Below are 23,061 nucleotides of genomic sequence, written 5' to 3' on the forward strand. Positions count from 1 at the left end.
GCAATCTTATCAGCGACTGGCCTGAAACGCCCGTAGCCCCTTGAGGGCCTGGGCCCTGACGGCATTGCGCACCAGGGGCGTCCAACCCAGCAGCAGGCCCTTGGTGCCCAATGCCTGGCGAGACCAGCGCCACAGATCAAAATTGTCATGGTGCTCGCAAATCTTGCCGTCGCGAAACACGAACCGCGCCTGAATGTCATTGACCACCGTGTTGCCGGTCTGGCTGAACAGGTATGTCGCCACCCAGTGGGCGCCGCCGGTACGCTCATCGCTGCGCACGTTATCGAAGGTCAGGGAAAAATCCTTGGCCCGAGTGGTGAGCATGCGCCACATGTCGCCGGCATCGCGCCCGCGCAGTTCACCAAACGCCGGGTCGCTGAACACCACGTCGTCGGTGTAGCAGGCGCTCATGGCGTCGGCATCCAGACGCTGGAAGGCCTGGTAGAAGCGGGTGATCAAGGCGTTGTGGGCATCACTCATGGACAAGCTCCGAAAATCTTCAGTAGAGCTGCACGATAATCTGCTCTGGCGAGGAACACTATCGTCATTCGCCATGAAAATAACATCAGCGAAGATCACTGACTCTTTCGCTGCTGACCCCGACATATAGCGCCCGGCCGGCCCCGATGCCCGCGATGATCGCGCCCAGGCCAATCACACCGAAGATCCAACCCAGAGCACTCCAGCCGCCGGTCCAGTCGTGGACCACCCCGACCGCGAACGGCCCCATGGACGCCAATGTGTAGCCGAACCCTTGGGCCATGCTGGAAAGATTCGCCGCCACATGGGCGTCCCGCGAGCGCAGCACGATCAGCGTCAGCGCCAGGCTGAACGTTGCTCCCTGCCCAAGCCCCAGCAGGATCGCCCAACCCCACAAGCCTTCAATGGGCGCATAGAGACATCCAAACAGCCCGCCCAGGGTCATGACCATGACGATCACAATGGCCAGGCGTTGATCCTTGCCCCGAGTCGCCAGCCAGGGCGCCGCCAGGGAACTGATCAGTTGCACGATGACCGAGCCGGACAACACCAGCCCGGCCTGGGTCGGCCGTCAGGCCACGGCCAATGAGGATCGACGGCAGCCAGCCGAACACGATGTAGGCCAGGGACGATTGCAACCCCATGTACAACGTCACCTGCCAGGCCAACGGGTCACGCAGCAAACCGCGAACCCGATATGCCACCTGATGAGCACCGTGTTTCTGGCCCACTTGCGGCAGCCAGAACACGGCGGCCAGCAGCGCCGGCACCACCCAGAAACCCAGGCCCATCGCCCAGCTGTGATTCAGATGCTCGCTCAACGGCACGGTGGCCCCGGCCGCCATCGCCGCCCCCCAGGCACAGCGCCATGGTGTAGACGCCGGTCATGGCGCCGGCGTGTTTGGCGAAGTCACGCTTGACGATGCCCGGCAACAGCACACCGATCACACCAATGCTCGCACCGGCCAGGATGCTGCCAGCAAACAAGCCGATCTGGCCGAAAGAACTGCGCAAAATGATCCCACCGGCCAGGGCCAGCAAGATTCCCAACACTACCCGCTCAGCTCCAAAGCGCCGCGCCAGCACCGGCGCCAGCGGTGCGAACAGGCCCAGGCAAAGCACTGGCAGCGTCGTCAGCAAGCCGGCCTGGGCAGCCGACAAACCAAGGCTTTTTGAAACTTCACTAAGCAATGGGGCCATGCTCGACAGCGCCGGACGCAGGTTCAGCGCCACCAGGATCAACCCGAGCAGTAACAGCCAGGGTTTGCGCAGCAATGGAGGGGCCTGCTGGGTCTGCTCATCGTCGGTTTCGGCGTCGATCAGCAAATGTTCAAGCTCTGCGGCGCGTTTGGGCGTCGTCGGGGTCATGCGGTCAAGCGTATCGCGGGACATGGAAAGCTCTGGTTCAGGGTTCATTGATCAACTGTCGACGGAGGGCCTTGGCCCATTGCCGAACCTGTTGTTCGACAGCGTCGAGGATTCGATGTGCAGATCGAACACCGGTTGAGGACGAGGACGAAGCTCTGGCGCCACTGCGCGCCGATGACGCTTGGGAAGTCACGATAGCCTTCGCTGAGCGCAGGGGTAGGCAGCATGGGTTGAATTTTCTGACAGATTAGTCAGCTTCTTGTAGGACGGCAACCGCCTAAGGTCAATGCGAGGGAAAAGGAGCGAAATTTTCGATTGGTCAAAATTACCCCTTAAGGGTAATTTTAAGGACAAGGCATACAGTTCTATGGAAAAGAGCACACCCCACTACGACCTGGCAGTCGTCAAGGCCGAAGTCCTCAGGCTGGGGAACAAGGCATTCACAATGAGCGCTCAGCAAGGCGCTCGAAGAATGTCGTTAAGCACTGCCCGGATGCTGCAAATCATGGCCTCGCTGGAGTACAGGATGTTGCACAAATCGATGACGACCTATGCCGATCATCGAATCTGGCAGGACGTTTATCACACCACATTTCAGGATCGGGAGATTTACATCAAGGTGACCTACCGCCCTGGCGGTGGGCATCCGGTAGTCTCCTTCAAGGAGAAAGACCAATGAAAACGCAGCAATGTGTCAACTGCGGTACTCAAGACGCCATGCAACACTTTGAGGGCCGCAGCTTTACCATCGACTACAAGCAGGTAGCACGGCAGGTGCACGACATCGCCGGATGGGAGTGCCGGGTCTGTGGTGAAATCGAATTTGATCACGACACCGACAGCGCGCAACGTTATTCCCAGGCGAGCGATCAGTTGCTCGAAGATTGTGCCCAGGCGATGGCGGCGGAGATGAAACGCATCCGCCGCAAACTGCACCTCACGCAAAAAGACGCGGTGAAACTGCTGTCTGGCGGCGGACACAACGCCTTTTCCCGTTACGAGCGTGGCGAAGTCGCCCCACCGCAACCACTGTTCATGCTGATGCGCCTGCTCGATCGTCATCCCCACCTGATGGCGGAAGTACTCGCACTGAGCGAGGGCACCGATTTGAAGCAGTTGTTGACTACCCGCCATCCGGAACAGGCAACCGTTCTGACACCCTGAATCCCAGGCAAAAATAAACCCGGACAAGTCCGGGTCTATTTCAATGCCTAAGGCCGGATCAATGCAGAATCTGGCTCAGGAACAGCTTGGTACGGTCGTTCTGCGGGTTATCGAAGAAGTCGTTCGGCGCGGCCTGTTCGACGATTTCGCCCTTGTCCATGAAGATCACACGGTTGGCCACGGTGCGGGCAAAGCCCATTTCGTGGGTCACGCAGAGCATGGTCATGCCGTCTTCGGCCAGGCCGATCATGGTGTCCAGAACCTCTTTCACCATTTCCGGGTCGAGCGCTGAAGTCGGTTCATCGAACAGCATGATTTTCGGTTTCATGCACAGGGCACGGGCGATGGCCACACGCTGCTGCTGGCCGCCGGAGAGCTGGCCCGGGTATTTGTGCGCCTGCTCTGGAATGCGTACGCGCTCCAGGTAATGCATGGCGATTTCCTCGGCCTTGCGCTTGGGCATCTTGCGCACCCACATCGGCGCCAGGGTGCAGTTCTGCAGGATGGTCAAGTGCGGGAACAGGTTGAAGTGCTGGAACACCATGCCGACTTCACGGCGGATCGCTTCGATCTGCTTGAGGTCGTTGGTCAGTTCCACGCCATCGACCACGATGCGACCCTGCTGGTGTTCTTCCAGGCGGTTGAGGCAACGGATGGTGGTGGACTTGCCGGAACCCGACGGGCCGCACAGCACGATACGCTCGCCCTGCTGGACGTTCAGGTTGATGTCTTTCAACACGTGGAACTGGCCGTACCACTTGTTCACGCCCTGCATCTGAATAATGCCTTCAGGGCTCACAGGCTGTTTGATCGCTTCACTCATAAACTACGCTCCTAACGCTTGTGGCCAGTGTCCAGCTTGCGTTCCAAATGCATGGAATAGCGGGACATACCAAAACAGAAAATCCAGAACACCAGGGCGGCGAACACATAGCCTTCGGTGGCCATGCCCAGCCATTTCGGGTCGGCGGCAGCTTGTTTCACGCTGTTGAGCAGGTCGAACAGGCCGATGATGATCACCAGGCTGGTGTCCTTGAACAACGCGATGAAGGTGTTGACGATACCCGGGATCACCATCTTCAGGGCTTGCGGCAGAATCACCAGGCCCATGCTGCGCCAGTAGCCCAGGCCCATCGCCGCGGCCGCTTCGTACTGACCTTTGGGAATGGCTTGCAAGCCGCCACGCACCACTTCAGCCACGTAGGCCGACTGGAACAGGATCACGCCGATCAGTGCCCGCAGCAGCTTGTCGAAGTTCATGCCTTCAGGCAGGAACAGCGGCAGCATCACCGAGGACATGAACAGCACCGTGATCAACGGCACGCCGCGCCAGAATTCGATGAAGGTCACGCAGACCACACGAATCGCCGGCATGTTCGAACGCCGCCCCAAAGCCAGCACGATGCCCAACGGCAAAGCCCCGGCGATACCGACGGTGGCGATCACCAGGGTCAGCATCAGGCCGCCCCATTGGCTGGTCGGCACGGTGGTCAAGCCGAATACACCACCGTGCAACAGGCACCAGGCGATGATCGGATACAGCACCAGGAAACTCAGGCCGTAGACCGCCTTGCGCGGGAAGCGCGAGATGAACAGCGGAGCCACACCAATGACAGCCAACCACACGGTCAGGTCCACGCGCCAGCGCAGGTCCGTCGGATAGTAGCCGTACATGAACTGGCCGAAGCGCTGCTGGATGAACACCCAGCAGGCGCCCTCCTTGGTGCAGTCAGCCTGTGTGGTGCCGACCCAGTTGGCGTCGAGGATCGCCCAACTGATGATCGGTGGAACGACCAGGTAAATCAGGTAGAACGCAAACAACGTCAGCAAGGTGTTGAGCCAGCTGGAGAACATGTTCGCGCGCATCCACGCCACCACGCCGATGCTACTGCTCGGTGGGGGCATGTCAGGTTTGAAAGTATGGGATGTCATGCGCGTTTTTCCTCACCGCTCGATCAGCGCAATGCGCTTGTTGTACCAGTTCATCAGCAGGGAAATGCTGATACTGATCGCCAGGTACACGCTCATGGTGATCGCAATAACTTCGATCGCCTGCCCGGTCTGGTTCAGCACCGTACCGGCAAACAGCGAAACCATTTCCGGATAACCGATACCGGCCGCCAGCGAGGAGTTCTTCGCCAGGTTCAGGTATTGGCTGGTCAGCGGCGGGATGATCACGCGCAGGGCTTGCGGGATGATCACCTTGCGCAAGGTCGGACCGTTACGCAGGCCCAGGGAATGGGCGGCTTCGGTCTGGCCGTGGCTGACCGACTTGATGCCCGAACGCACGATCTCGGCGATGAACGCCGCGGTGTACACCGTCAGTGCCAACGTCAATGCCAGCAATTCGGGAATCAGCACCCAGCCACCGACGAAGTTGAAGCCCTTGAGTTCCGGCATTTCCCAGTGCACAGGGGCTCCGAAGACCAGGGCGCACAGCGCCGGGATTACCAGGAACAGCGCCAGGCCCACCCAGAATTTATGGAACGGCTCACCCGTGGCTTCGAAACGCTTGTTGGCCCAGCGGGTCATCAGCACGATGGCGACGATGGCCAGCACGACGCTGATCACGAATGGCCAAAACCCGTCCGCCACCAGCGCGGCCGGCATGTTCAGGCCCCGGCTGCTGACAAAGAAGGTGTCGCCGAAGTTATGGGCGGCGCGGGGCCCCGGCATGGTGAGGAATACCGCGAAGTACCAGAACAGGATCTGCAGCAGTGGCGGGATATTACGGAAAACCTCCACATACACCGTTGCCACTTTGGCGATGATCCAGTTTTTCGACAGTCGGGCCACGCCGACAATGAAACCGAGAATCGTCGCCAGGATCACGCCGATGAACGTCACCAGCAGAGTGTTGAGCAACCCGATGACAAAGACGCGGGCATAGCTGTCCGCTTCGGTGTAGTCGATCAGGGTTTGAGCGATGCCGAACCCGGCACTGCGCTCCAGAAAGCTGAAGCCGGAGGTGATGCCCCGGTGCTCTAGGTTGGTTTGCGTGTTGTCGAACAGAAACCAGCCCAGTGAAACCACCGCCACAATGGTGACGATCTGAAATACCCAGGCACGCACGCGTGGATCGCTGAGGCTAAGCCTCTGCTTAGGTGCGCCGATTGAATTTTGCATGAAGTGCCCCGCAAAGAATGGAACAGAACATCACCCGGTGGTTGGCCCACCGGGTGATAGAACCATCAGCGCACTGGTGGTGCGTATTGAATGCCGCCGTTGGTCCACAGCGCGTTCAGGCCGCGATCGATTTCCAGCGGGGTGCCTTTGCCGAGGTTGCGCTCGAACACTTCACCGTAGTTACCGACTTGTTTGACGATCTGGACAACCCAGTCTTTGGGCAGCTTCAGGTCTTTACCATATTCACCGTCAGCGCCGAGCATACGGGCGACGTCCGGGTTCTTGGTGGATTTGGCTTCAGCTTCAACGTTCTTCGAAGTGATGCCGGCTTCTTCGGCGTTGAGCATGGCGTAGCCAGTCCAGCGCACAACGGCCAGCCACTCGTCATCGCCGTTACGCACGACCGGGCCCAGTGGTTCCTTGGAAATGGTTTCCGGCAGAACCACGTAGTCCTTCGGCGCGGCCAGCTTGCTGCGCTGGGCAAACAGCTGGGACTTGTCGGAGGTCAGCACGTCGCAACGACCGGATTCCAGCGACTTGGCGCTTTCATCGGAGGTGTCGAAGGTGATCGGGGTGTATTTGAGGCCATTGCCACGGAAGTAGTCGGAGACGTTCAGCTCGGTAGTGGTACCGGCCTGGATGCAGATGGTTGCACCGTCCAGTTCCTTGGCGCTCTTGACGCCCAGCTTGTTGTTTACCAGGAAGCCGATGCCGTCGTAGTAGGTGATGAAGCCTGGAAATTTCAGGCCCATGCCCGCGTCACGGGAACTGGTCATGGTGGTGTTGCGCGAAAGGATGTCGATTTCGCCGGACTGCAGCGCGGTGAAGCGCTCCTTGGCGTTCAACTGGCTGAACTTCACCTTAGTCGCATCGCCAAACACAGCAGCCGCCACGGCACGGCAGAAGTCCGCGTCAATGCCGAGAATCTTGCCACTTGCATCGGGTACCGAGAAACCCGGCAAGCCATCACTCACGCCACATTGCACAAAGCCTTTCTTCTGTACGGCATCCAGGGTTGCACCCGCCTGAGCGAACCCGCTGACGCCGAGCACTGCTGCTGCAGTCACGACGGCCAGGGTGGATTTCAGTAACTTCATTCAAACCTCCAGTTTTGCTCTTGTTGTGTCGGAGCTCGAGCCCTGTCGCACCCTTATGGGGCATTGCCGACCCTTGTTGGCTTTTTTTAGGGTCAACCGACGTCTGGACCTTCGCTATGAGTCTAATAATGAGAATGCCCCTAAACAGGGCGCCTGCCTCATCTCTCACCAATCGGCCGAACGGGCTGTAGCCCTTCACGTTCGCGAAGCCCGTAGCGGCTATTGGCGAACATCCATCACCGGATTTCTGATATCCCATGCGGCGCGTCAAGCTGATAGTGTTACCGCGCAGCGTAAGAATCATCACTCAAGCTACCTCAAAGCAAACGCCGTACCACACCGCTGCGCTTGACCCTTATGAGACACGTCAAGACAAAAACTTTTAAGATTGCGACATCTAATTAACTGAGGCACCGGGCCCGCACTGTAATAACGCACTGAATGAGCGCGCCCGCACAGATTTGGAGCAGACCATGACCGACCCCTTGATTCTCGAGCCCAGCGGCACCGCCGACGCGTGCGTCATCTGGCTCCACGGCCTGGGCGCCGATCGTTACGACTTCCTGCCGGTGGCCGAAATGCTGCAGCAAAGCCTGCTCACGACACGTTTCGTTCTGCCTCAAGCGCCGACCCAGCCGGTGAGCATCAACGGCGGCTACGCCATGCCGAGTTGGTACGATATCCGCGCCCTGAGCCCCGCGCGGGCCATCGACGAGCAACAGCTGGAAGTGTCGGCGCAGCGGGTCATCGACCTGATCGAAGCCCAGCGAGCCCTTGGAATAGACGCCTCGCGGATTTTCCTCGCAGGTTTCTCCCAAGGCGGCGCGGTGGTCTATCACACCGCGTTCGTGAAATGGCAGGGTCCATTGGGGGGCGTAGTCGCGCTGTCCACTTATGCACCGACTTTCAGCGAAGAACTGCAATTGTCGGCCAGCCAGCAGCGCATTCCGGTATTGGCGCTACACGGCCAGTACGACGAAGTGGTACTCAACCCCATGGGGCGGACCGCGAAAGAGTATTTGAAACAGCATGGTGTCACCGTGACATGGCAAGAATACCCAATGGGCCATGAAGTGTTACCCGAAGAGATTCGCGACATCGGCACCTGGCTGAGCGAGCGGTTGCGCTAAGCGGGCGTGAGGACATGTCAACCCCTTGACGATCACACTACGCCGCGCCCGTTTCTTGCATTACACTGGCCGGCGTACATTCCTTAACCAATCGATGAGATGACCGTGCTCAAAGCACTCAAGAAGATGTTCGGTAAAAGCGAGGCCGAGCAGCTCGTGCCTGGCCCCAGCGCACCTGCCCACAGCCCGAGTCGTGCCGAGGTGCAAAAAAAGCCGCGGCGGACAACGCCTGTTGCGAACACAGAAAAAGACGCGGCCACCGCGCCTGTCGCTCCCGCGCCGCAACAGCCACACAACGAAGCCCCCAAGCCACGCCGCGAGCGCGCCCCAAAACCGCCGGTCGTCGCCTGGAAGCTCGAGGATTTCGTCGTAGAACCCCAGGAAGGCAAGACCCGCTTCCATGATTTCAAACTCGCCCCTGAACTGATGCATGCCATCCAAGACCTGGGCTTCCCCTACTGCACGCCAATCCAGGCGCAGGTGCTGGGATTCACCCTCGCAGGTAAAGATGCCATCGGCCGCGCCCAGACCGGTACCGGCAAGACCGCCGCGTTTCTGATTTCCATCATTACCCAGTTGCTGCAGACCCCGCCGCCCAAAGAACGCTACATGGGCGAGCCACGGGCGCTGATCATCGCACCGACCCGCGAGCTGGTGGTGCAGATCGCCAAGGACGCCGCCGACCTGACCAAGTACACCGGACTGAACGTCATGACGTTCGTCGGCGGCATGGACTTCGACAAGCAGCTCAAGCACCTCGAAGCCCGTCACTGCGACATTCTGGTGGCAACACCGGGACGCCTGCTGGACTTCAACCAGCGCGGCGATGTGCACCTGGACATGGTCGAGGTGATGGTGCTGGACGAAGCCGACCGCATGCTCGACATGGGCTTCATCCCGCAAGTGCGCCAGATCATTCGCCAGACCCCACCGAAAAGCGAACGCCAGACCTTGCTGTTTTCCGCCACGTTCACCGAAGACGTGATGAACCTGGCCAAGCAATGGACCACCGACCCGTCCATCGTCGAGATCGAAGCGCTGAACGTCGCCAGCGAAAACGTCGAGCAGCACATCTACGCTGTGGCCGGCGCCGACAAGTACAAGCTGCTCTACAACCTGGTCAACGACAACGGTTGGGAGCGCGTGATGGTGTTCGCCAACCGCAAGGACGAAGTACGCCGTATCGAGGAGCGCCTGGTACGCGATGGCGTCAACGCAGCCCAGTTGTCGGGCGACGTGCCGCAACACAAGCGTATCAAGACGCTGGAAGGCTTTCGCGAAGGCAAGATCCGTGTGCTGGTGGCCACCGATGTGGCCGGGCGCGGGATTCATATCGACGGGATCAGCCACGTGATCAACTTCACCCTGCCGGAAGTGCCGGATGACTATGTGCACCGGATCGGGCGTACTGGGCGTGCAGGCGCCGCTGGCGTATCGATCAGCTTCGCCGGTGAGGATGACTCCTATCAGTTGCCGTCCATCGAAGCGTTGCTGGGGAAGAAGATCAATTGCGAAACCCCACCGACTCATCTACTTCGGCCGGTTGAGCGCAAACGCCCTTAACCGTCGTCAGGAACCAGAAAGCGCAGCCGCAAACGCTGCGCTTTTTTTCGTCCGGGATATTGCCCAACAGAACTATAAGTCCATAATGGACAAATTAGTTTACACAAAGCACCCCGGAGTCCCGATGTCCAGCACGCCCTACGTGATGACCCAAGCCCAGGCCCGAGAGCTGCTCGGCCAAGTCGACGTACCGCAGATTTTACGCAAGCTGTTCCACGACCTCGCCGCCGGACAGGCCGTCCAACCGCCCCAGCAACTTGTGGAGTTTCCCCAAGGCGCCGGGGATTTCATCAACTACCTGGGCGTGCTGGCTGAAGAGCAGGTCTACGGGGTCAAGACCTCACCGTATATCGTGCGCGAGCAAGGTCCATTGGTGACCGCCTGGACCCTGCTGATGTCGATGCAGACCGGCCAGCCACTGCTGCTGTGCGACGCCGCCGAACTGACGACCGCCCGCACCGCAGCCACCACTGCCGTCGCCGTGGATGCCCTTGCCCCATTCCAGGCCCGGCGCTTGGCAGTCATCGGCAGCGGCGCAGTGGCAAGGGCCCACGTGCAATACGTCAAGGGTCTGCGGGATTGGCAAAGCATCAGCCTCTATTCGCCCAGCCTGCAGAATAAATCGGCGCAAGAGCGTGCTTCGCTCACCGAGCTGGATCCGCGCCTGCAAATCGCTGCCAGCCTTGAAGCGGCGCTGCACGACGCCGATGTGGTGATGCTCTGCACCTCGTCCGCCAAGGCAGTGCTCGACCCACAGACACTGAGCAAGCCAGCCCTGATTACCTCCATCAGCACCAATGCTCCGCGTGCCCACGAAGTGCCCCCCCAGAGCCTCAACGACATGGACGTGTTCTGTGACTATCGTCAGACCACCCCCGGTTCGGCCGGTGAAATGTTGATTGCCGCTGAACAGCACGGCTGGGACGCGTCACGCCTGGTTGGGGATTTGCCTGAACTGCTCAGCGAACACGTAGCGCGTCCCGGCTATGAGCGCCATGTGTTTTTCCGCTCCATCGGCCTGGGGTTGGAAGACGTTGCGCTGGCGAATGCGCTTTATCAGTTGCACAACTGACACAGCCAATTTCCCCACAAGGTTTTACTAACTCCCGGCACCGCGCTCCACAGGAGAGATTCATGACCTCAGCAGACTTCATCATCATCGGCGGTGGCATCGCCGGTGCTTCCACCGGTTACTGGCTGGCCCCCCACGGTCGGGTCATTGTGCTCGAGCGCGAATCCCATCCGGGCTACCACTCCACAGGGCGCTCGGCGGCGCTGTACAGCGCCGCCTATGGCACGCCTCAGGTGCGGGCGCTGACCCAGGCCAGCCGTGACTTTTTCGACGCCCCACCGGCCGGTTTCTGCGAGCACCCGCTGCTCACCCCACGGGGCGAAATGACCGTGGATTTCACCGGCGACCCGGCCGAGCTGAACAACCAGTACCTCAGCGCCAAGGCCACGGTGCCGCAGATGCAGCTACTCAGCGCCGAAGAAGCCTGTGTGCGACTGCCGATCCTGCGACGGGACAAGGTGCATGGTGCAATCTACGACCCCACCGCCTGTGACATCGACACCGATGCGCTGCACCAAGGCTACCTGCGCGGTATCCGCCGCAACGGCGGTCAGGTGCACACCGACACCGAAGTGCTGGGCCTGAGCCGCGACGATCAGGGGATGTGGCAGGTAGAAACCGCTGGCCAGACCTTCAGCGCTCCGGTGCTGATCAACGCGGCCGGCGCCTGGGCCGATCACATTGCCGAAATGGCCGGCGCGCGCAAGCTGGGCCTGCAACCCAAGCGGCGGGCGGCATTCATTTTTGCCGGCCCCGAGGGCGTGGACATTCATGACTGGCCGATGCTGGTGAGCCTCGACGAGTCGTTCTATATGAAGCCCGACGCCGGCATGTTCCTCGGCTCGCCGGCAAATGCCGATCCGGTGGAACCTCACGACGTGCAGCCTGAAGAACTGGACATTGCCATGGGCATCTACCAGATCGAAGAAGCCACCACCCTGACCATCCGCCGTCCGACCCGCACCTGGGCCGGGTTGCGCAGTTTCGTCCCCGACGGCGACCTCTTGTCCGGTTTCGATCCCCAGGTACCGGGGTTGTTCTGGGTCGCGGCCCAGGGCGGCTACGGCATCCAGACGTCCCCGGCCATGGGTCAGGCCAGCGCGGCCCTGGTGCGCGGTGAGCCATTGTCCGAGACCTTGACCCGTTTCGGCCTGAGCACCACCCAGCTGTCGCCGGCACGCCTGGCTTGAACCCACCCAGGTGACGCATCGCCACGATTGCGGCACACTCCTGCGCGCCCCTGCTTCACGGGGCGCTGACACTGCCTGGAGCCCTGTCATGAACGCCCCGCAACCTGATCCGACACTGGATAATTTCCGCACCATCGCCGACGCCATCGCCACGCTGTTCTACCCTCACGCCGAAGTGGTGCTGCACGACCTGCGTACGCAGAAAGTCGACTACATCGCCAACAACCTGTCCAAGCGCGTGATAGGGGATGACTCGTCCCTGGAGGACATGCTCAGCGAAGAGATCAGCGAACGGAACATCGGCCCATACGAAAAACTCAATTGGGACGGGCAGAAAATCCGCAGCCTCAGCAGCGTCCTACGCGATGCAGGGGGGCGCCCGCTGGCGGTGCTGTGCATCAATCTGAATATTTCGCTGTTCGAGAATGCCAAGGCCGCGCTGGACCTGTTCCTGTCGCCGGGCAAGTTGATCCCCCAACCGGACTCACTGTTTCGCGATGACTGGCAGGAACGGATCAACACCTTCCTCCACGCCTGGATGCGCGAGCGTCAGTTGAGCCTGAACCTGCTGACCCGCGACCATAAACGCGAACTGGTGCTGGCGCTGCATGCCGAAGGCGCGTTCAAGGGCAAGAGCGCGTCCAACTATGTGGCGAATGTGCTGAACATGGGACGAGCGACGGTTTACAAGCATTTGAAGGAGTTGAAGGGCTGAGGTTTTTCTTGCCTGGCCTGGCCTCATCGCGAGCAGGCTCGCTCCCACAGGGGGTCTGTGTCGAACACGCTATTTGTGTTCAATGAGATCCAATGTGGGAGCGAGCCTGCTCGCGATAACGATCAATCAGTCGCCATAGATATCCGACTTGAAATACTTGGCCTGGATCTTCTGATACTCCCCACTGGCCCGAATCCCGTCGATGGCCTTGTTCAAGTCCGACACCAGTTGGGTATTGCCCTTGCGCACCGCGATACCCGCGCCTTCACCGACGTATTTCGGGTCCTTGAGCTCCGGCCCGACAAACGCGTAGCCCTTGCCCCGGGGCATCGACAGAAAATCCTCGAGCGGGATGGTGTCAGCGAATATCGCGTCCAGTCGACCGGACGCCAGGTCCATGTAGATTTCTTCGTTGTTGCTGTAGCGCTTGACTGTCACGCCCTTGGGTTCGAAGACCTCCGTAGCGAAGCGGTCGGTGGTGGTCGCCCGTTGCACACCCACGGTCTTGCCTTTGAGACTGGCGTACTGATCATCGACCACAGCGCCCTCCTTCATGACCAGCCGCGACGAGGTGAAGTAGTACTTGTGAGTAAAATCCACCGACTTCTTGCGCTCTTCGGTGATGGTCATGGACGACAGCGCCATGTCGATTTTCTTCACCTTGAGCGACGGAATCAGCCCGTCAAACTCACTTTCGATCCACTGGCACTTGACCTTCATCTGCGCGCACAGCGCGTTGCCAATGTCATAGTCAAATCCCTCGATCTTTCCTTCGGAGGTCTTGGAAGCAAACGGCGGATACGCCGCTTCAATGCCGATACGCAAGGTCTTGTCGGCGGCGAACAGGCTGCTGGAGGCCAGCAGGCTCAAGGCCAGGCCGGTGATGAGGGGGAGCTTTTTCATGATCGATCTCTCGCGGGTTTGTTGTTGGTTTTGGCAGAGAAAGGTGAAGCGACGGATTTTATGTACTTATAAATCCATACTGGACTTTAATGTACATATCGTCAATTGGGGCAACCGCGAAAAGTGATGGGAGGCTAATGGCCTCATCGCGAGCAGGCTCGCTCCCACAGGAGGCCTGCGTCGAACACGAATACTGTGTACAACCTGGATCCCTTGTGGGAGCGAGCCTGCTCGCGATAGCGGTTGGCAGGCAATGAATCAGCAACAGGCTATCTACCGCTTCCAGCGATCCGCCGCCGCATGATCACTGTCGCGCCCCTCGACCCAGCGCGGGCCATCGGCGGTGTTTTCTTTTTTCCAGAACGGCGCACGGGTCTTGAGGTAGTCCATGACAAAGGCGCAGGCGTCGAATGCCGCCTGGCGATGGGCACTGGCGGCCGCCACGAAGACGATCGGTTCGCCCGGCTCCAGGGCACCGATGCGATGCAGGACCTCCAGCTTGAGCAACGGCCAGCGCTGCTCGGCCTCGGCGACGATCTTGCCCAAGGCTTTTTCAGTCATGCCCGGGTAGTGCTCCAGGAACATCCCGGACACATCAAGGCCGTCATTGAAGTCACGCACGTAGCCGACAAAACTCACCACCGCCCCCACGCCGACATTGGCCGCGTGCATCGCGTTGACTTCGACGCCCGGGTCGAACGGATCGGCTTGCACCCGAATCGCCATGGCTCAGCCTCCGGTCACGGTGGGAAAGAATGCCACTTCGTCACCATCGACCAGCGGCTCGTCGAGCTGGCACAGGTCTTCGTTGCGGGCGCACATCAGGTTTTGTTCTTTCAAGACATCGAAACCTTCACGCGCGGCCAACAGTATCCGCACGTCGTCCACCGTGGAGAAATCGCCCTCGACCTTCTGCGAATCAACGCCCAACGCTTCGCGATAACGCGCAAAGAACTTCACGGTAATTTTCATGGTGCATCCGCCTGGAAGTGGCCGCTCTTGCCGCCGAGTTTCTCCAGCACCCGCACGCCTTCAATGGTCATGCCCCGATCCACGGCCTTGCACATGTCGTAGATGGTCAGCGCAGCAACACTGGCGGCGGTGAGGGCTTCCATCTCCACGCCGGTCTGCCCCGACAGTTTGCAACGGGCAACGATGCGCACCCGGTCCTCGCCTTCGGCATTGAGCTCGACCTTGACGCTGGTGAGCATCAGCGGATGGCAGAGCGGAATCAGGTCACTGGTTTTTTTCGCCGCCTGAATGCCGGCAATGCGCGCAACGGCGAACACGTCGCCTTTGGGATGACCACCGCTGACGATCATCTGCAGTGTTTCGGGCAGCATGCGCACAAAGGCTTCGGCCGTGGCTTCACGGAACGTCACGGCCTTGTCGGTCACATCGACCATGTTGGCGCGACCTTGGGAATCGAGATGAGTCAGCACAGGGTTACTCCTGATCGGGAGCATCGATTGTAAACCTGTGAGTCAGATTCCGGCAGGCCTGATTGTCGCACCTGTGGCGAGCGCAATTGCCCAATCACCGCAAATCCTCCTGTGGGAGCGGGCTTGCTCGCGAAGGCGGTGTATCAGATAAAAATAGGTGGCTGATGCACCGCTATCGCGAGCCTGCTCGCTCCCACAGGGGTTTTCGTACAGTCATAAAAAAACCGGGCGACCTTGAGGTCGCCCGGTTCTGATGGTCAGTTACAGGTGAGATTCGGCGTATTCGGCCAGGATCGAGCGCGGTACGCCCTGCAGGGTGATGTGGACCCCGTTGGGGAAGTCTTTGAAGCGTTCGGTCAGGTAGGTCAGCCCGGAACTGGTCGCGGACAGGTAAGGGGTGTCGATCTGTGCCAGGTTGCCCAGGCACACCACTTTGGAACCGGCGCCAGCACGGGTGATGATGGTTTTCATCTGGTGCGGGGTGAGGTTCTGGCATTCGTCGATCAGGATCAGGCTCTGCTGGAAGCTGCGGCCGCGAATGTAGTTGAGGGATTTGAACTGCAACGGCACTTTGCTGAGGATGTAGTCGACGCTGCCATGAGTGCTTTCGTCATCCATGTGCAAGGCTTCAAGGTTATCGGTGATGGCGCCCAGCCAAGGCTCCATTTTTTCCGCTTCGGTGCCGGGCAAAAAGCCGATTTCCTGGTCCAGGCCCTGCACGCTACGGGTGGCGATGATGCGCCGGTAGCGCTTGCTGACCATGGTCTGTTCGATGGCGGCGGCCAGCGCCAGGATGGTCTTGCCCGAACCGGCGGCGCCGGACAGGTTGACCAGGTGGATATCCGGGTCGAGCAAGGCGAACAAGGCCAGGCTCTGGTAGATATCCCGCGGCTTGAGGCCCCAGGCCTCCTGATGCAGCAGGGGTTCCTGGTGCAGATCGAGAATCAGCAGCTTGTCGACCTGGATTTCCTTGATCCAGCCGACGAAACCCTGTTCGTCGATGATGAACTCATTGATGTGCACCGCCGGCAGATTGTCGATCAACTGCACCTGGTGCCAGGTGCGACCATGGTCCTGACGGGTCTCGACCTTGCTCACCCGGTCCCAGAAGGAGCCGGTCATGGTGTGATAGCCGTTGGGCAGCAGTGATACGTCGTCGACCAATTGGTCGGTGCTGTAGTCCTCCGCCGCGATCCCGCAGGCGCGGGCCTTGAGGCGCATGTTGATGTCTTTGGTCACCAGCACCACGGCCTGATCCTGGTTGCGCGCGTGCAGGTCGATCAACTGGTTGATGATGATGTTGTCGTTCAGGTGTTCGGGCAGCACCAGGTTGGGTTCGGTGCGCTTGCTCATCAGGATCGAGAGCAGGCCTTTGGGACCACTTTTGCCACGCTGGATCGGCACACCCAGTTCAACGTCCTCGGGCGACGCGTCTCCCAGGGTCTTGTCGATCAGGCGGATCGCCTGCCGGCATTCGGCGGCGACGCTGTGATGCCCGCTCTTGAGCTTGTCCAGCTCCTCGAGCACGGTCATCGGGATGGCAACATGGTGTTCTTCGAAGTTCAGGAGTGCGTTTGGATCGTGGATCAATACGTTGGTATCGAGTACATAGAGGATTGGCTGGTTGGAGGAAGGGCTACGTCCGTGGTCATCCATACTCGGTCACCTTTGTGGGGGCCATTCGACGCAATACCGTGACAGTGCTGCGCCTCGAAGTAGCCACCGAATTCACCCGCAAGGCTTGAGGTGAACTGCACACAACTGGGTCTTGGAAGACGCCACCTGTGTTGCAGGTTTCGGCGGTCTGACTTCTTGATACTCCAAAACACATGACAGGAAAAAGCACTTTGACGCTTTTTTGAAGTTTATTTTTCAGAGTGACGAATAACGCTTGGCGTTGCGCCGTTGCGCCGTTAAAGTCGGAAGTCCGGTCGTCATGAAAGTGCGCCGAATTCTCCTCCTCCCCCAGTGTTTCCGGGCCTTTGGCCAAATCAGCGAAACGCGACCCGACAATCTTCCCAGCCGATCCCGCTTTGCGCCGTTTGCGTAATGAGCCAGGGCAGCGCCGTTTTCAGCGCATCCTGCTTGACGTTGAAATTGATCACACCGCGGCGCCACAACAGCATCAGGGTCAGTGTGCGCTGGGCGCTTTGCTCGGGGTTGAGCCGGCCGGCGCTGTCCTGAGGGTCGATATCCCAGAGCGCCACCTGCAGGCCCTGGTTGCGGAAAAATGCGCCGGCATCGCCACGGCGCTGGCCCTGGGGCGGGCGAAACAGCGGCACGTAGTTTTCCGGCAGCTTGCCCTTGACCAGATCGACGCTGCGCCGCACCGAGTCCTGCCAATCCTGCCAATGGCTGTGGGAGCGGAACTCCCAACCCTGGACACCGACGCATTGCCCCGAATACAAGGCCTGGAGGTGGTTGACCGAGCGCTCTGCAAGCCGCGCCTGGATGTCCTTGCCCAGCACGAAGAAGGTGCCGTTCATGTTCGACTTGCGCAGGTATTCAGTCAGCCACGGGGTATTGTCCGGCGTGATGTTGGCCGCGCTGTCGAAGGTCAGCAGGAACAGCCGGTCATTCAGATCATCACCGTTGCGCTCGTAATCGCCGAAACGCGCAATTTCGCTGCTGGTCTGCGGAAACAACGCGGCCTTGCGCAGCAACTCGTCCAGATATTGAGCGTGGAAGATCCGGCTCGGCTCAGCCCACTTGATGTAGTAGGAGTTTTCATCGAGCGTGAGCCTGCCCGCCTCTTCGCGCAACGTCGCCAGGTCTTCCACCAGAAAACAGAACGAAGCGTCCTGATCGCAGCTTTGCTGAGCGAAGTTGTAGTTGCTCAGCAGTCGCTGCCACAACCGCGCGCGCAGGGTGTCGATCGCCGCCATATTGATTGTGCGCAGCCCCAGGTGCTGCTTGAGGGCGATTTCGTCCATGGCATCGGTGTCCAGCAGGACCCGGGCGAACATCAGGATCTCGGCTCGCGAGGCCACGTCGAACAGCGTCGGGCTGGTGAGCTGTTCCGGCCAGGTGCTGCGGTCCAGGGTGGCGATGTCGCTGGGTGCGGCAATGGCCGCGAAACTCAGGAACCAGGCCGACAATAGAAGGACGATGCGCAAAAGGGATGTCTCCATAACGAAACCCGCGCCGCATCATAGCCGATCCTGACGCAATACCCTTGTGGTCAGAGGACTCGGTGGGAGCAAGGCTTGCCCATCCATCACCTATCACCCCAATAGCTGGAGTCCACCCGGACAACCCCCTAGAATCGCCGCACCTTTGAAGGAGACGATTGCATGCTGATGGTGATTTCCCCCGCCAAGACCCTCGATTACGAAACACCGCCGGCCACCGAGCGTTTTACCCAGCCGCAGTACCTGGATCATTCCCAGGAACTGATCGAACAGTTGCGCGAACTCTCGCCGGCACAGATCAGCGAGCTGATGCACGTCTCCGACAAGATCGGCGGTCTCAATGCCGCACGATTCGGCAGCTGGACGCCGGCGTTCACCCCGGCCAATGCCAAACAGGCTCTGCTGGCTTTCAAGGGTGATGTGTACACCGGCCTCGATGCACAAAGCTTTGCCGAAGCCGATTTCGACTATGCCCAGGAGCATCTGCGCATGCTCTCCGGTCTTTATGGCTTGCTGCGCCCACTGGACCTGATGCAACCCTATCGCCTGGAGATGGGCACGAAGCTGGCCAATGCCCGCGGCAAAGACTTGTATGCCTTCTGGGGCACACGCATCAGCGAATGGCTGAACGAAGCGCTGGCTGACCAGGGCGACGACATACTGTTGAACCTGGCCTCCAATGAATACTTCTCGGCGGTCAAACGCAGCGCGCTCAAAGCGCGGGTCATTGATACCGAGTTCAAGGACCTGAAGAACGGCCAGTACAAAATCATCAGCTTCTACGCCAAGAAGGCCCGCGGCCTGATGAGCCGCTTCGTGATTCAGGAACGCATCAACGATCCAGCAGCACTCAAGCAGTTCGATGCCCAGGGCTACCGTTTCAATGCTCAACAATCGAGCGCGGACAAACTGGTGTTCCTGCGTGACCATGCCCCCGAATAAAGCACATCTTTATATGGCCCCTTGATCAGGGGCCTTGATCAAACCCGAACACGTCATCCAACTTCCCCGCCCACTTCGTCAGTTCCATGACGCCAATAAATCGCCCCCTTCCCTCGCTAACTTTTGTTTCACTCGACACCTGTCAGTTTTTTACGTAGTGGCACCAAATTTTTTATTCGGTAGTGGCACAAAAATATCTACCCCCCTTAACTCCCCGTTATCAAAGGTCAAAACGGTGAGTGCCATCATCATGAGGTCAGTGCCATCTTTCATAATATTTCGAAAAATTTCGAAAATCGCGATGAGCGGATCGGAACTATGTGAAATTGCACGGCTCATACCACCCGTAACGATTCTCGCCGTGCGTGTAAGAGATGACTTACATAGGCCGTCGATCCAAGTAACCAAGTTGTCATGGCAATTTAGCGAAACGGTCGCCTATTTGGATCCATCTTATAAAGGACAGGAGATAACGCACCATTACTATCCCCTACAAGGCCAAGGCTGCGCCCCTATAACGTGCTCGCCAGAGCACACAAGCTTCTGATTTTGTGGGCTTTTTGCCAGGGATCGGAGGTGAAGGACCTTTGCACGAACGTTCCCGAATACGAGGACTGGCTGCATAACAGGGCAGGTCATAACAACTAGGCCGCATTGCGCACAACTTGAGTGCACTTATTTAGACACTCGGAACTTAGTATGCCTGCACACGGCACTGTGGCGCCTGCATTCCACACTTCCGAGTGCACTATGACCGCTGAACACTATTAACTCCGGCCATTTAATGGCGTGAAAAACAGAGGTAAATGCGATGCGCATTAGCATATTTGGTTTGGGTTACGTCGGTGCAGTATGTGCCGGTTGCCTGTCTGCACGGGGCCATGATGTCGTTGGCGTAGATGTCGCCAAAGACAAAATCGACATGATCAACGCCGGTAAATCGCCGATCGTTGAACCCGGTCTGGGCGAGCTGTTGGCACAAGGTATTGAAACAGGCCGTCTGCGCGGAACCACCAACTTCGCCGAAGCGATTCGTGATACTGACCTGTCGATGATTTGCGTCGGTACACCGAGCAAGAAGAACGGCGATCTGGAACTCAACTACATCGAAGCGGTGTGCCGCGAGATCGGTTTTGTCCTGCGCGACAAGACCACCCGCCACACCGTCGTGGTTCGCAGCACCGTGCTGCCAGGCACCGTGGCGAATGTGGTCATCCCGATTCTGGAAGACTGCTCCGGCAAAAAAGCCGGTGTCGATTTCGGCGTCGCGGTCAACCCTGAGTTCCTGCGTGAAAGCACCGCGATCAAGGACTACGACCTGCCACCGATGACCGTCATCGGCGAGTTCGACAAAGCCTCCGGCGACGTTCTGCAATCGCTGTACGAAGAGCTCGATGCGCCGATCATCCGCAAGGACATCGCTGTCGCCGAGATGATCAAGTACACCTGCAACGTCTGGCACGCCACCAAGGTGACCTTCGCCAACGAGATCGGCAACATCGCCAAGGCAGTCGGCGTCGATGGCCGTGAAGTGATGGACGTGGTCTGCCAAGACAAGACCCTGAACCTGTCCCAGTACTACATGCGCCCAGGCTTCGCCTTCGGCGGCTCGTGCCTGCCCAAGGACGTTCGCGCCCTGACCTACCGCGCCGGTTCCCTGGACGTGGAAGCGCCGCTGCTCAACTCGCTGATGCGCAGCAACGAATCCCAGGTGCAGAACGCCTTCGACATCGTTTCCAGCCACGACAAGCGCAAAGTCGCCCTGCTGGGCCTGAGCTTCAAGGCCGGCACCGACGACCTGCGTGAAAGCCCATTGGTGGAACTGGCGGAAATGCTGATCGGCAAGGGTTTCGACCTGAAAATCTACGACAGCAACGTCGAATACGCCCGCGTCCACGGTGCGAACAAGGATTACATCGAGTCGAAGATCCCTCACGTCTCGTCCTTGCTCAACTCCGACTTCGACTCGGTGATCGACGGCTCCGACATCATCATCCTGGGCAACCGCGACGAGAAGTTCCGCGCGCTGACCGAGAACGTACCGGAAGGCAAGCAGGTCATCGACCTGGTTGGCTTCATGTCCAAGGCCACCAACCCGAGTGGCCGGACCGAAGGCATCTGCTGGTAAGTCTGTTTGCCGGCCGGGCCCAGGCCCGGCCGGCCTTTCGCCTGCCTTAACCCATCGGGCCGCCCACAAGGCCCGCCCGAGATAGAGACGGATGCAGATTATGCACAGGCTAAAGCACGGCCTGCTTCAGGCCGCCGGTTGGCTGTTTTACTTGAGTTTATTGATGGGCATCGCCATGGCGTTGCCCACGTCCACGTTCGATTCCGAATCCAAGGATTTCATTTTCCTGATCGGCGCCGTGGGCATCTGGCGTTACTCCATGGGAGCGACGCATTTCGTGCGCGGCATGATCTTCCTGTACATCGTCTACCCGCATCTGCGCCGCAAGGTACGCAAGCTGGGCAAGGCGGCGGATCCGTCCCACGTGTACCTGATGGTCACCAGCTTCCGGATCGACGCGCTGACGACCGCCCAGGTCTACAGTTCGGTAATCCGCGAAGCCATCGACTGCGGGCTGCCGACCACTGTGGTCTGCTCCATCGTGGAAATGTCCGATGAACTACTGGTCAAGAGCCTCTGGGCCCGCATGAACCCGCCAGAGCACGTCAAGCTGGACTTCGTGCGCATTCCTGGCACCGGCAAGCGTGACGGCCTGGCCTTCGGTTTCCGCGCCATCTCCCGCCACTTGCCGGACGACCGTGCAGTGGTCGCCGTGATCGATGGCGATACCGTGCTCGGCGAAGGCGTGGTGCGCAAGACCGTGCCGTGGTTCCAGTTGTTCGGCAACGTCGGCGGCCTGACCACCAACGAGTTCTGCGAGGTGCGCGGCGGCTACATCATGAGCGAATGGCACAAACTGCGCTTCGCTCAGCGCCACATCAACATGTGCTCCATGGCCCTGTCCAAGCGTGTGCTGACCATGACCGGCCGCATGTCGGTGTTCCGCGCCACCGTGGTCACCAACCCGGACTTCATCGCCGACGTGGAAAGCGACTCGCTGCAACACTGGCGCCTGGGCCGCTTCAAGTTTCTCACCGGCGACGACAAATCGAGCTGGTTCAGCCTGATGCGCCTGGGCTACGACACGTTCTACGTACCCGATGCGGCGATCAACACCGTCGAGCACCCGCCGGAAAAAAGCTTCATCAAGGCCAGTCGCAAGCTGATGTTCCGCTGGTATGGCAACAACCTGCGGCAGAACTCCCGGGCACTGGGCCTGGGCATGAAGCGTCTGGGCCTGTTCACTTCGGTGGTGCTGTTCGACCAGCGCGTGTCGATGTGGACCTCGCTGCTGGGCCTGACCGTGGCGCTGATTGCCAGCTTCAAGTACGGCACCGCGTTCATCCTGGTGTACCTGCTGTGGATCGGCATCACTCGGTTGCTCTTGACCCTGTTGCTGTCGTGCTCCGGACACCGGATCGGTCCGGCCTACCCGGCGATTCTGTATTACAACCAGATCGTTGGCGCGCTGGTGAAGATCTACGTGTTCTTCCGCCTCGACCAACAGTCCTGGACTCGCCAGCCCACCCATCTGACCCGTGATCTCGCCAGCTTTCAACGTTGGTTCAACACTTGGTCGTCTCGGACCATGACCTTCTCCGCCGGCAGCGTTTTCGTTGCCGTGCTGCTGATGATGGTCTGACCGAACTCGCCTGAATTAACTAGGAAAT

21 protein-coding genes and 1 pseudogene are annotated in these 23,061 nt (G+C 59.5%); 10 read left to right on the forward strand and 12 right to left on the reverse strand.

All coding sequences use genetic code 11. The annotated features are described in order from the left end of the window. Positions 1 to 9 precede the first annotated feature (9 nt). Complete coding sequence (locus tag PSH91_RS21620) at positions 10 to 480, reverse strand: nuclear transport factor 2 family protein (RefSeq protein ID WP_107321923.1); 471 nt, start codon at positions 478 to 480, stop codon at positions 10 to 12. Positions 481 to 565: 85 nt separating this feature from the next. After that, positions 566 to 1,896 (reverse strand): annotated as a pseudogene (locus PSH91_RS21625) (CynX/NimT family MFS transporter). Between the two features lie 319 nt (positions 1,897 to 2,215). On the opposite strand from PSH91_RS21625, the gene PSH91_RS21630 reads away from it, so the two are divergent. Both PSH91_RS21630 and PSH91_RS21635 read left to right on the forward strand, forming a co-directional pair. Then, entirely contained in the window at positions 2,216 to 2,527 is a 312-nt protein-coding gene (locus tag PSH91_RS21630; RefSeq protein WP_047228864.1) for a type II toxin-antitoxin system MqsR family toxin, read from the forward strand. Further along, entirely contained in the window at positions 2,524 to 3,012 is a 489-nt protein-coding gene (locus tag PSH91_RS21635) for a type II toxin-antitoxin system MqsA family antitoxin (RefSeq protein ID WP_047228863.1), read from the forward strand. The genes PSH91_RS21630 and PSH91_RS21635 overlap by 4 nt, the downstream gene beginning before the upstream one ends. Before the next feature lie 58 nt (positions 3,013 to 3,070). On the opposite strand, the gene PSH91_RS21640 is transcribed toward PSH91_RS21635, so the two are convergent. The 4 genes from PSH91_RS21640 to PSH91_RS21655 form a co-directional block, all read right to left on the reverse strand. Continuing rightward, on the reverse strand, positions 3,071 to 3,835 hold the full coding sequence (locus PSH91_RS21640; protein WP_047228862.1) for an amino acid ABC transporter ATP-binding protein: 765 nt from the start codon (positions 3,833 to 3,835) through the stop codon (positions 3,071 to 3,073). An 11-nt stretch (positions 3,836 to 3,846) separates the two neighbouring features. Then, entirely contained in the window at positions 3,847 to 4,944 is a 1,098-nt protein-coding gene (locus PSH91_RS21645; protein WP_047228861.1) for an amino acid ABC transporter permease, read from the reverse strand. A 12-nt stretch (positions 4,945 to 4,956) separates the two neighbouring features. Continuing rightward, positions 4,957 to 6,138 (reverse strand): amino acid ABC transporter permease, encoded by a 1,182-nt coding sequence (locus tag PSH91_RS21650; RefSeq protein ID WP_047228860.1) that lies wholly within the window; start codon positions 6,136 to 6,138, stop codon positions 4,957 to 4,959. A gap of 65 nt (positions 6,139 to 6,203) precedes the next feature. Then, positions 6,204 to 7,235, reverse strand: coding sequence for an amino acid ABC transporter substrate-binding protein (locus PSH91_RS21655; RefSeq protein WP_047228859.1), 1,032 nt, complete (start codon positions 7,233 to 7,235; stop codon positions 6,204 to 6,206). Positions 7,236 to 7,708: 473 nt separating this feature from the next. Here PSH91_RS21655 and PSH91_RS21660 point away from each other — a divergent pair, with 473 nt between their 5' ends. From PSH91_RS21660 to PSH91_RS21680, 5 genes are all read left to right on the forward strand, one after another. Further along, positions 7,709 to 8,365, forward strand: a complete 657-nt coding sequence (locus PSH91_RS21660) for an alpha/beta hydrolase (protein WP_173406587.1) — start codon at positions 7,709 to 7,711, stop codon at positions 8,363 to 8,365. Between the two features lie 99 nt (positions 8,366 to 8,464). Beyond that, entirely contained in the window at positions 8,465 to 9,928 is a 1,464-nt protein-coding gene (rhlB, locus tag PSH91_RS21665; protein ID WP_047228857.1) for an ATP-dependent RNA helicase RhlB, read from the forward strand. Between the two features lie 124 nt (positions 9,929 to 10,052). Then, entirely contained in the window at positions 10,053 to 11,000 is a 948-nt protein-coding gene (locus PSH91_RS21670; RefSeq protein ID WP_160893330.1) for an ornithine cyclodeaminase family protein, read from the forward strand. 62 nt (positions 11,001 to 11,062) lie between these two features. Next, a complete protein-coding gene (locus PSH91_RS21675) occupies positions 11,063 to 12,190 on the forward strand; it encodes an FAD-binding oxidoreductase (RefSeq protein ID WP_305466742.1) in 1,128 nt (375 codons plus the stop codon). An 88-nt stretch (positions 12,191 to 12,278) separates the two neighbouring features. Next, positions 12,279 to 12,905, forward strand: a complete 627-nt coding sequence (locus PSH91_RS21680) for a transcriptional regulator (protein WP_076383627.1) — start codon at positions 12,279 to 12,281, stop codon at positions 12,903 to 12,905. A gap of 126 nt (positions 12,906 to 13,031) precedes the next feature. Here the strand turns inward: PSH91_RS21680 and PSH91_RS21685 are convergent, their stop codons facing one another. The 6 genes from PSH91_RS21685 to PSH91_RS21710 form a co-directional block, all read right to left on the reverse strand. Then, on the reverse strand, positions 13,032 to 13,808 hold the full coding sequence (locus PSH91_RS21685) for an ABC transporter substrate-binding protein (protein ID WP_076383626.1): 777 nt from the start codon (positions 13,806 to 13,808) through the stop codon (positions 13,032 to 13,034). A 273-nt stretch (positions 13,809 to 14,081) separates the two neighbouring features. After that, positions 14,082 to 14,534, reverse strand: a complete 453-nt coding sequence (gene moaE, locus PSH91_RS21690) for a molybdopterin synthase catalytic subunit MoaE (protein WP_076383625.1) — start codon at positions 14,532 to 14,534, stop codon at positions 14,082 to 14,084. A gap of 3 nt (positions 14,535 to 14,537) precedes the next feature. Beyond that, entirely contained in the window at positions 14,538 to 14,780 is a 243-nt protein-coding gene (locus PSH91_RS21695) for a MoaD/ThiS family protein (protein ID WP_047228851.1), read from the reverse strand. Beyond that, positions 14,777 to 15,250 carry a cyclic pyranopterin monophosphate synthase MoaC gene (moaC, locus tag PSH91_RS21700; RefSeq protein ID WP_076383624.1) on the reverse strand — a complete coding sequence of 158 codons (474 nt, stop codon included), beginning with the start codon at positions 15,248 to 15,250 and terminating at the stop codon, positions 14,777 to 14,779. The genes PSH91_RS21695 and moaC overlap by 4 nt, the downstream gene beginning before the upstream one ends. A gap of 261 nt (positions 15,251 to 15,511) precedes the next feature. After that, positions 15,512 to 16,906, reverse strand: a complete 1,395-nt coding sequence (locus tag PSH91_RS21705; protein ID WP_047228849.1) for a PhoH family protein — start codon at positions 16,904 to 16,906, stop codon at positions 15,512 to 15,514. 335 nt (positions 16,907 to 17,241) lie between these two features. Beyond that, positions 17,242 to 18,366: a polysaccharide deacetylase family protein gene (locus PSH91_RS21710; RefSeq protein ID WP_047228848.1), complete on the reverse strand. Its 1,125-nt coding sequence runs from the start codon at positions 18,364 to 18,366 to the stop codon at positions 17,242 to 17,244. 177 nt (positions 18,367 to 18,543) lie between these two features. On the opposite strand from PSH91_RS21710, the gene yaaA reads away from it, so the two are divergent. The 3 genes from yaaA (at position 18,544) to alg8 (ending at position 23,033) form a co-directional block, all read left to right on the forward strand. Further along, complete coding sequence (gene yaaA, locus PSH91_RS21715; protein ID WP_047228847.1) at positions 18,544 to 19,323, forward strand: peroxide stress protein YaaA; 780 nt, start codon at positions 18,544 to 18,546, stop codon at positions 19,321 to 19,323. An 811-nt stretch (positions 19,324 to 20,134) separates the two neighbouring features. Next, positions 20,135 to 21,451 (forward strand): nucleotide sugar dehydrogenase, encoded by a 1,317-nt coding sequence (locus PSH91_RS21720; protein ID WP_076383623.1) that lies wholly within the window; start codon positions 20,135 to 20,137, stop codon positions 21,449 to 21,451. 100 nt (positions 21,452 to 21,551) lie between these two features. After that, positions 21,552 to 23,033, forward strand: coding sequence for a mannuronan synthase (alg8, locus tag PSH91_RS21725; protein ID WP_370695168.1), 1,482 nt, complete (start codon positions 21,552 to 21,554; stop codon positions 23,031 to 23,033). The last annotated feature ends 28 nt before the right edge of the window (positions 23,034 to 23,061 follow it).

It is taken from the genome of Pseudomonas sp. FP1154 (assembly GCF_030687245.1).
Lineage (GTDB): Bacteria > Pseudomonadota > Gammaproteobacteria > Pseudomonadales > Pseudomonadaceae > Aquipseudomonas > Aquipseudomonas rhizophila.

Bases quoted from the DNA above. Each gene is read 5' to 3' on its own strand.
- PSH91_RS21620 (WP_107321923.1), bottom strand. From the start codon at position 480: ATGAGTGATGCCCACAACGCCTTGATCACCCGCTTCTACCAGGCCTTC.
- PSH91_RS21630 (WP_047228864.1), top strand. From the start codon at position 2,216: ATGGAAAAGAGCACACCCCACTACGACCTGGCAGTCGTCAAGGCCGAA.
- PSH91_RS21635 (WP_047228863.1), top strand. From the start codon at position 2,524: ATGAAAACGCAGCAATGTGTCAACTGCGGTACTCAAGACGCCATGCAA.
- PSH91_RS21640 (WP_047228862.1), bottom strand. From the start codon at position 3,835: ATGAGTGAAGCGATCAAACAGCCTGTGAGCCCTGAAGGCATTATTCAG.
- PSH91_RS21645 (WP_047228861.1), bottom strand. From the start codon at position 4,944: ATGACATCCCATACTTTCAAACCTGACATGCCCCCACCGAGCAGTAGC.
- PSH91_RS21650 (WP_047228860.1), bottom strand. From the start codon at position 6,138: ATGCAAAATTCAATCGGCGCACCTAAGCAGAGGCTTAGCCTCAGCGAT.
- PSH91_RS21655 (WP_047228859.1), bottom strand. From the start codon at position 7,235: ATGAAGTTACTGAAATCCACCCTGGCCGTCGTGACTGCAGCAGCAGTG.
- PSH91_RS21660 (WP_173406587.1), top strand. From the start codon at position 7,709: ATGACCGACCCCTTGATTCTCGAGCCCAGCGGCACCGCCGACGCGTGC.
- rhlB (WP_047228857.1), top strand. From the start codon at position 8,465: ATGACCGTGCTCAAAGCACTCAAGAAGATGTTCGGTAAAAGCGAGGCC.
- PSH91_RS21670 (WP_160893330.1), top strand. From the start codon at position 10,053: ATGTCCAGCACGCCCTACGTGATGACCCAAGCCCAGGCCCGAGAGCTG.
- PSH91_RS21675 (WP_305466742.1), top strand. From the start codon at position 11,063: ATGACCTCAGCAGACTTCATCATCATCGGCGGTGGCATCGCCGGTGCT.
- PSH91_RS21680 (WP_076383627.1), top strand. From the start codon at position 12,279: ATGAACGCCCCGCAACCTGATCCGACACTGGATAATTTCCGCACCATC.
- PSH91_RS21685 (WP_076383626.1), bottom strand. From the start codon at position 13,808: ATGAAAAAGCTCCCCCTCATCACCGGCCTGGCCTTGAGCCTGCTGGCC.
- moaE (WP_076383625.1), bottom strand. From the start codon at position 14,534: ATGGCGATTCGGGTGCAAGCCGATCCGTTCGACCCGGGCGTCGAAGTC.
- PSH91_RS21695 (WP_047228851.1), bottom strand. From the start codon at position 14,780: ATGAAAATTACCGTGAAGTTCTTTGCGCGTTATCGCGAAGCGTTGGGC.
- PSH91_RS21705 (WP_047228849.1), bottom strand. From the start codon at position 16,906: ATGGATGACCACGGACGTAGCCCTTCCTCCAACCAGCCAATCCTCTAT.
- yaaA (WP_047228847.1), top strand. From the start codon at position 18,544: ATGCTGATGGTGATTTCCCCCGCCAAGACCCTCGATTACGAAACACCG.
- PSH91_RS21720 (WP_076383623.1), top strand. From the start codon at position 20,135: ATGCGCATTAGCATATTTGGTTTGGGTTACGTCGGTGCAGTATGTGCC.
- alg8 (WP_370695168.1), top strand. From the start codon at position 21,552: ATGCACAGGCTAAAGCACGGCCTGCTTCAGGCCGCCGGTTGGCTGTTT.